The organism is Actinophytocola sp., from assembly GCF_036555685.1.
Taxonomy (GTDB): domain Bacteria; phylum Actinomycetota; class Actinomycetes; order Mycobacteriales; family Pseudonocardiaceae; genus Actinophytocola.
This window is the reverse complement of the sequence record NZ_DATBKY010000280.1, coordinates 1-8,143: the sequence shown is the minus strand read 5'-3', so window position 1 is coordinate 8,143 and position 8,143 is coordinate 1. Positions and strand designations below refer to the sequence as shown.

Below are 8,143 nucleotides of genomic sequence, written 5' to 3'. Positions count from 1 at the left end.
GGAGCTCGCCACCGCCGAGTGCGAGGCGGTGATCGACGAGCTCGAGCGGATGCAGGTCTTCTACGTCAACGTCGGCGGCGGCGAGCCGACCGTGCGGCCGGACTTCTGGCATCTGGTCGACTACGCGACCGCGCACCACGTTGGGGTCAAGTTCTCCACCAACGGCATCAAGATCACCCCGGAGATCGCCGAGCGGCTGGCCGCGAGCGACTACGTGGACGTGCAGATCTCGCTCGACGGCGCGACCGAGGCGGTCAACGACGCGGTGCGCGGGCCCGGCTCGTACCGGACCGCGTCGCGGGCCATGGCGAACCTCGCGGCGGCGGGGTTCGCCGGGTTCAAGATCTCCGTCGTGGTGACCCGGCGGAACGCCGGCCAGCTCGACGAGTTCAAGGCGATCGCCGACCGGTTCGGCGCGCAGCTGCGCCTGACCCGGCTGCGCCCGTCCGGCCGGGGCGCGGACGTCTGGGACGAGCTGCACCCGACCGCCGGCCAGCAGCGCGCGTTGTACGACTGGCTGCTCGTGCACGGCGAGCAGGTGCTCACGGGTGACTCGTTCTTCCACCTCGCGGCGTACGGCGAGGCGTTGCCCGGGCTGAACCTGTGCGGTGCCGGCCGCGTCGTGTGCCTGATCGACCCGGTCGGCGACGTGTACGCCTGCCCGTTCGCGATCCACGAGAACTTCCTGGCGGGCAACGTGCGCTCGCCCGGTGGGTTCACGTCGGTGTGGCGCACCTCCGAGCTCTTCGCCGACCTGCGCCGGCCGCAGACCGGTGGGGCGTGCACGCGCTGCTCGGCGTTCGACTCGTGCCGCGGCGGGTGCATGGCGGCGAAGTTCTTCACCGGCCTGCCGCTGGACGGCCCGGACCCCGAGTGCGTCAAGGGACACGGCACGGCGGCTCTGTCCACTGTGGAGGCCAAGCCGAAGCCGTCGCTGGATCACTCGCACCGCACGGGCCCGGTTCCCGTGACCATCGGCATGCGGCCACCGACAAGCAGGCCCGACCGGGCGTGCGACGAGAGCCCGCTCGCCGGGCTGGGCACCTGACGTGTCCCGGTCGCTCGCGGACCTGACCTCGCCGGAGACGGGCGAGCTCGCCGCCGCCGGCGCGGTCCTCGCGGTGCCGCTCGGCTCGACCGAGCAGCACGGCCCGCACCTGCCGCTGTCCACCGACACCGACGTGGCGGTGGCACTGTGCGCGCGGCTCGCGGCGGCGCGGCCGGACGTGCTCGTCGCGCCCGCGGTGCCCTACGGGTCGAGCGGCGAGCACGCCGGGTTCGCGGGCACGCTGTCGATCGGCCAGGCGGCCGTGGAGCTGCTCGTGCTCGAGCTCGGCCGGTCGGCGACGGAGACGTTCGCGCACGTGGTGTTCGTGTCCGCGCACGGCGGCAACGCCGAGCCGGTCTCGCGCGCGGTGGCCCGGCTGCGGGCGGAGTCCCGGGACGTCGAGCTGTTCCAGCCGCGGTGGCCGGGTGACCCGCACGCCGGCCGGGAGGAGACGGCGATGCTGCTCGCGCTGCGGCCGTCGGCCGTGCGGGTGGAGCGCCGGGTGCCCGGGGACCGGCGGCCGCTGGCGGAGCTGATGCCGCTGCTGCGGTCGGGCGGCGTGCGCGCGGTGACGGCGACCGGCGTGCTCGGCGACCCGTCGGGCGCCACCGCGGCGGGCGGTCAGGCCCTTCTGGACGAGCTGTCGGCGGACCTCGTCGCGCTGGTCGGCGAGTGGCGGCCGACGTGACCAGGGTGGCGGTCGTGACCGGCGCGGCCCGGGGGATCGGCGCCGCGACCGTGGTCGCGCTGGCCGCGCGCGGCTGGCGCGTGCTGGCCGTGGACGCGGCCGCCGACGACCCGGCGCTGCCGTACCCGCTGGGCACGAAGTCCGACCTGGACAAGGTCACCATCGAGGGCGTGCGGCCCTGCGTGGCCGACGTGCGGGATCTCGGCGCGCTCGAGGCCGCGGTCGCCGAGGCGGAGTCCGCGTGGGGTGGCGTCGACGTCGCCGTCGCGGCCGCCGGGGTGATCGCCGGGGGAGTGCCGCTCTGGCGGGTACCCGTCGAGCAACAGCAGGCGGTGCTCGACGTCGACCTCGGGGGCGTGGTGAACCTGGCGCGCGCGGCGGTGCCCGCCCTGCTGCGCCGGCCCGCGCCGCGAAGCGGCCGGTTCCTCGCCGTGGCGTCGGCGGCGGCGACGCGTGGGCTGCCGATGCTCGCGGCGTACTGCGCCGCCAAGGCCGGGGTCACGGGGCTGATCCGCTCGCTCGCCGTGGAGCTGGGCGGCACGGGCGTCACCGCGAACGCCGTCAGTCCCGGGTCGACGGACACGGCCATGCTCACCGAGACGGCCCGCCTCTACGACCTGCCGGACGCGGCGGAGTTCGCCTCGCGGCAACCGGAAGGGCGCCTCCTCTCGCCCGGCGAGGTCGCCGCGGTCATCGCCTTCCTGGCGAGCCCGGCGAGCAGCGGCATGACCGGCGCGGTGGTGCCGGTGGACGGAGGCCTGGCGCTGTGAGCACGCCGCTGCCCGCCGGCTTCCGCGTCGAGCTGGACCCGGCCGCGAAGCGGCTGACCGAGGACAGCTGGTTCGGCGGCTCGCCCGCGCGCGTCCTGCGGCTGACCGCGGCCGGCCGCGCCGCCTGGGACGAGCTCGCCCGCGGCCCGGTCGTGTCCCCGGCGGCCGCCGCGCTGGCCCGCCGGCTCACCGACGCGGGGTTCGCGCACCCCGTGCCGCCGCGGGCCGAGCATGCGGAGCCGCCGGACGTGACAGTCGTGATCCCCGTCCGCGACCGCGTCGGCGGGCTCGTCCGCTGCCTCACCGCGCTCGGCGAGCGGCATCCGGTCGTCCTGGTCGACGACGGGTCGCGCGACCCGCACGCCGTCGCCGAGGTCGCCGCCCGGTTCGGCGCGAAGCTCGTCGTGCGCCCGGTCTCCGGTGGTCCGGGCGTCGCGCGCGACAGCGGGCTCGAACACGCCGGCACCGAGCTGGTGGCCTTCGTGGACAGCGACTGCGTGCCCGACCCCGGCTGGCTCGGCGAGCTGGCCCCGCACTTCGCCGACCCGCTCGTCGCCGCGGTCGCGCCGCGGATCGTCCCGAGTGGACCGGAGACCGGCTGGGCCGCCCGGTACACCAAGGCGAACTGCCCGCTCGACCTCGGCACCGCGCGCGCCACGGTCGCGCCCGGCACCCGCGTCGCCTACGTGCCGACCGCCGCCCTGCTTGTCCGCCGGCGCGCGCTCGCCGAAGTCGCGCGCCGGGGCGCCGCGTTCGACCCCGCCCTGCGCGTCGCCGGCGAGGACGTCGACCTCGTGTGGCGGCTGCACGAGGCGGGCTGGCGGGTCCGCTACGAGCCGGCCGTCCACGTGCGCCACGAGGAACCGCGCACCTGGGCCGCGCTGCTGCACCGCCGCTACCGCTACGGCACGTCCGCCGCCCCGCTCGCGCTGCGCCACCCCGGCGACGTCCCGCCGCTGGTCCTGTTCCCGTGGCCCACGCTCGCCGCCGTCGCGGCTATCGCCCGCCGGCCCGCGCTCGCGCTCGCCGCGTACGCCGGTTCCGTGGCGAGCATCGGCGGCACGCTGCGCAGGGCCGGCCTGCCCACCACCGGCGTGCTCGGGGCCATGGCGCAGGCGGCGTACCAGACCTGGCTCGGCATCGGCCGGTACGGCACGCAGTTCGCCGCGCCGCTGCTCGCGGTCGAGCTCGTGGCGGGCCGGCGCCGGGTCGCGGCCGCGTCGCTGCTGTTCGGGCCGCCGCTGGCCGAGTGGGCCGCCCGGCGCGAGGCGCTGGATCCCGTTCGCTACGTGCTCGGCCGCCTCGCCGACGACATCGCGTACGGCAGCGGCGTGCTCGCCGGCTGCCTGGCCAACCGGACGAGCGCGCCCGTCCGCCCGCGGCTGGGCCGGCGCCCGCTACGGATCGAAGGGAAAGGTTCGCGGTGACCTCAGGGGTTGATTCCGGGGAGGCGGAGTAGTCATGGCCAACGCCTGGTTCGAGACGGTCCTCGAGGCGCAGCGGCGGGCGCGCAAGCGGCTGCCGAAGTCGGTCTACAGCGCGCTCCTGGCGGGCTCGGAGCGCGGGCTCACCGTGTCGGACAACGTGTCCGCGTTCGACGAGCTCGGGTTCGCGCCGCGCACCGCGGGCCTGTCGGCGAAGCGCGAGCTGGCGACGACCGTGCTGGGCCAGTCGCTGTCGATGCCGGTGCTCATCTCGCCGACCGGCGTGCAGGCCGTGCACCCGGACGGCGAGGTCGCGGTGGCGCGGGCGGCCGCGGCGCGCGGGACGGCGATGGGGCTGAGCTCGTTCGCGAGCAAGCCGGTCGAGGAGGTCGTGGCCGCCAACCCGATGACGCTGTTCCAGCTGTACTGGTGCGGCACGCGGGACGAGATGCTCGAGCGGATGGCGCGGGCGCGGACCGCGGGTGCCGTGGGGTTGATCCTGACGCTGGACTGGTCGTTCTCGCACAGCCGGGACTGGGGCAGCCCGCACATCCCGGAGCGGCTGACGCCGCGCGAGATGATCCGGTTCGCGCCGGAGGCGCTGACGCACCCCCGGTGGCTGTGGTCGTACGTGCGGACCGGGCACATCCCGGACCTGACGGTGCCGAACATGGGCGGGGATCCGCCGCCGACGTTCTTCGGCGCGTACGGCCAGTGGATGCAGACCCCGCCGCCCACGTGGGAGGACGTCCGCTGGCTGCGCGCGCAGTGGGACGGCCCGTTCGTGCTGAAGGGCGTGCTGCGGGTGGACGAGGCCCGCCGCGCGGTCGACGCCGGCGTGAGCGCGATCTCGGTGTCCAACCACGGCGGCAACAACCTCGACGGCACCCCGGCGGCGATCCGCGCGCTGCCGGCGGTCGCGGACGCGGTGGGCGACCAGGTCGAGGTCCTCCTGGACGGCGGCGTGCGCCGCGGCGGCGACGTGGTGAAGGCGGTCGCGCTGGGCGCCCGCGCGGTCATGATCGGCCGCGCCTACCTGTGGGGCCTGGCGGCGAACGGCCAGGCCGGCGTGGAGAACGTCCTGGACCTGATGCGCGCCGGCATCGACTCGACCCTGATGGCCCTCGGCCACGGCTCGGTGCGGGAACTCTCCCGCGAGGACGTCCTCATCCCGGATGGCTTCCGGCGCACGCTCGGCTGATCCCGGGTTTTCGCGCCATGTGAACTGGGCCTTCAGCCGCGGCCACGTCGGCGGATACGGTGAGAGGCGGCGCAGGCCAGGGGTGATCTCCACGCCGGGGGGAAGTGGAGAGGAGTACGTCGTGAAGACGAAGGCAGCTGTACTGGTCGATGCCGGCAAGCCGTTCGAGATCATGGAGCTCGACCTGGACGGCCCCCGGGAAGGCGAGGTCCTGATCCGCTACACGGCGGCCGGGCTGTGCCACTCCGACCTGCACCTCACCGACGGCGACCTGGTGCCGCGCTTCCCGATCGTGGGCGGCCACGAGGGCGCCGGCATCATCGAGGAGGTCGGCCCCGGCGTCACGAAGGTCAAGCCCGGCGACCACGTGGTGTGCAGCTTCATCCCCAACTGCGGCACCTGCCGCTACTGCTCCACCGGCCGGCAGAACCTCTGCGACATGGGCGCCACCATCCTCGAGGGCTACTTCCCGGACGGCAGCTTCCGCTTCCACGCCGGCGGCGAGGACTTCGGTGCCATGTGCCTCGTCGGCACGTTCAGCCAGTACTCGACGATCTCGCAGCACTCCGTGGTCAAGGTCGACGACTGGCTGCCGCTGGAGAAGGCCGTGCTGGTGGGCTGCGGCGTGCCGACCGGCTGGGGCTCCGCGGTCTACGCCGGCAACGTCCGCGCGGGCGACACGTGCGTCGTCTACGGCATCGGCGGCATCGGGATCAACGCCGTCCAGGGCGCGGCGCACGCCGGCGCGAAGCACGTCATCGTCGTCGACCCGGTCGAGCTCAAGCGCGACACGGCGCTGCGCCTCGGCGCCACCCACGCGTTCGCGACCGCCGAGCAGGCCCAGGCGAAGATCGAGGAGCTGACCTGGGGCCAGGGCGCGGACCAGGCGCTGATCACGGTCGGCACGGTGGACGAGGACGTCGTCAGCGCCGCGTTCAACGCCGTCGGCAAGGGCGGCACGGTCGTGGTCACCGGGCTCGCCAACCCCGAGAAGCTGACCATCCACCTCTCCGGCTCGGTGCTGACCCTGTTCGAGAAGACCGTCAAGGGCACGCTGTTCGGCTCGTCGAACCCGCAGTACGACATCGTGCGGCTGCTGCGCCTCTACGACGCCGGCCAGCTCAAGCTCGACGAGCTCGTGACCAGGACGTACACGCTCGACCAGGTCAACGAGGGCTACCAGGACCTGCGCGACGGCCGCAACATCCGCGGCGTCCTGCTGCACGAGACCTGAGCCCCGCTGTCGTGCCGCGTCCCGGGTGCCGGGGCGCGGCGTGCCGGCAGCCGTCCTGTGAGCGACCGGCGAATTGTCGGAAACCTACCCACAGGGATGGGTGATGCGCTGGTAGAGGCGCGGTAGGTGCACGCCTTACACTCGCGTGCGTCGAAACAGCCCGGCCACGGGTTCGAGACGAGCTAGCCGGGAGTGATGCGTGTGGTGGCGTCGCACAACGACCCCACGTCCCGCACCGTTCGGCTGCTCCTCGTGGACGACCACGCCCTCGTCGTGATGGCGATGACGGCGGCCTTCGACGACGCGCCCGACATCGAGCTGGTCGGTACCGCGTCGACGGCGGCGGAGGCGGTGGAGCGGACGATCAGCCTCCGTCCCGACGTCGTGCTGCTCGACCGCCGGTTACCCGACGGCGACGGCGTGGCGGCCATCGGCCGGCTCCTGGACGTCGCTCCGGACGTGCGGGTGCTGCTGTTCACGGGCGCCGCCGACCAGTCGGTCGCCGACCGGGTCGCCGACGCCGGCGGCGCGGGCGTCCTGCTCAAGGCGGGCGTGCTCGAGGACATGCTGAACACGATCCGCAGCGTGGCGGCCGGGCACAGCTCGTTCGACGTCAGACCTTCCGGGCGGCCGAGAGTGCGCTGACGCACCGCCCCAGACAGATAGAGGTGCCGATGACGCAGCGGCAGTCCACATCAGATGAACGCCTCCAGCAGCTGCTCGACGGCCTCAAGTCCGTCCGCGACGGTGACTTCTCCACCCGCCTGCCGCAGGTCGGCGACGTCCTGCTGGACGAGATCTCCACGGTCTTCAACGGCATGGTCGACCAGCTCGCGACGTTCACGTCCGAGGTCACCCGCGTCGCCCGCGAGGTCGGCACCGAGGGCAAGCTCGGCGGCCAGGCCTCCGTGCCGGCGGTGTCCGGCAGCTGGAAGGACCTCACCGAGTCCGTCAACGCGATGGCCGGCAACCTGACCGCCCAGGTCCGCGACATCGCGAGCGTGGCGACGGCCGTCGCGAACGGCGACCTGACCCAGAAGATCACCGTGCACGTCAAGGGCGAGCTGCTGGAGCTCAAGAACACCATCAACACGATGGTCGGCCAGCTGTCCTCGTTCGCCGACGAGGTGACCCGGGTGGCCCGCGAGGTCGGCAGCGAGGGCCGGCTCGGCGGCCAGGCCGAGGTGCCCGGCGTCGGCGGCACCTGGCGCGACCTGACCACGTCGGTGAACTTCATGGCCGGCAACCTGACCGCGCAGGTCCGCGCGATCGCCGAGGTCACCACCGCGGTCGCGAAGGGCGACCTGTCGCAGAAGATCACCGTCGACGCGCGCGGCGAGATCCTCGAGCTGAAGTCGACGATCAACACGATGGTCGACACGCTCTCCTCGTTCGCCGACGAGGTGACCCGCGTGGCCCGCGAGGTGGGCACCGAGGGCATCCTCGGCGGCCAGGCGCAGGTCCCCGGTGTCGCCGGCACCTGGCGCGACGTGACCACGTCGGTGAACTTCATGGCCGGCAACCTGACCGCGCAGGTGCGCTCGATCGCCCAGGTGGCGACCGCCGTGGCCCGCGGCGACCTGTCGCAGAAGATCACCGTCGACGCGCGCGGCGAGATTCTCGAGCTCAAGGACACGATCAACACGATGGTCGACCAGCTGTCGGCGTTCGCGGACGAGGTGACGCGGGTCGCCCGCGAGGTCGGCACGGAGGGCCGGCTGGGTGGTCAGGCGGATGTGAAGGGTGTGTCGGGTACCTGGAAGGGCCTGACGGAGTCG

At 74.0% G+C, this 8,143-nt stretch carries 8 protein-coding genes; all 8 read left to right on the top strand.

The features are described 5' to 3' along the window. Positions 1-1,048 (top strand): mycofactocin radical SAM maturase (gene mftC / locus VH969_RS28350; RefSeq protein ID WP_331979724.1); only part of this gene is annotated, 1,048 nt, incomplete at its 5' end. A gap of 1 nt (position 1,049) precedes the next feature. Then, positions 1,050-1,736 carry a mycofactocin biosynthesis peptidyl-dipeptidase MftE gene (gene mftE, locus VH969_RS28345; protein ID WP_331979722.1) on the top strand — a complete coding sequence of 229 codons (687 nt, stop codon included), beginning with the start codon at positions 1,050-1,052 and terminating at the stop codon, positions 1,734-1,736. Next, on the top strand, positions 1,733-2,506 hold the full coding sequence (locus VH969_RS28340) for a mycofactocin-coupled SDR family oxidoreductase (RefSeq protein WP_331979719.1): 774 nt from the start codon (positions 1,733-1,735) through the stop codon (positions 2,504-2,506). The genes mftE and VH969_RS28340 overlap by 4 nt, the downstream gene beginning before the upstream one ends. Continuing rightward, entirely contained in the window at positions 2,503-3,933 is a 1,431-nt protein-coding gene (gene mftF / locus VH969_RS28335; RefSeq protein ID WP_331979717.1) for a mycofactocin biosynthesis glycosyltransferase MftF, read from the top strand. The genes VH969_RS28340 and mftF overlap by 4 nt, the downstream gene beginning before the upstream one ends. Before the next feature lie 34 nt (positions 3,934-3,967). Next, positions 3,968-5,131: a pre-mycofactocin synthase MftD gene (gene mftD / locus VH969_RS28330; protein WP_331979715.1), complete on the top strand. Its 1,164-nt coding sequence runs from the start codon at positions 3,968-3,970 to the stop codon at positions 5,129-5,131. A gap of 121 nt (positions 5,132-5,252) precedes the next feature. Next, a complete protein-coding gene (locus VH969_RS28325; protein ID WP_331979713.1) occupies positions 5,253-6,365 on the top strand; it encodes an NDMA-dependent alcohol dehydrogenase in 1,113 nt (370 codons plus the stop codon). A gap of 195 nt (positions 6,366-6,560) precedes the next feature. After that, positions 6,561-7,010: a response regulator gene (locus VH969_RS28320; RefSeq protein WP_331979711.1), complete on the top strand. Its 450-nt coding sequence runs from the start codon at positions 6,561-6,563 to the stop codon at positions 7,008-7,010. A gap of 29 nt (positions 7,011-7,039) precedes the next feature. Beyond that, a partial coding sequence (locus tag VH969_RS28315; protein ID WP_331979709.1) for a HAMP domain-containing protein occupies positions 7,040-8,143 on the top strand: 1,104 nt, incomplete at its 3' end.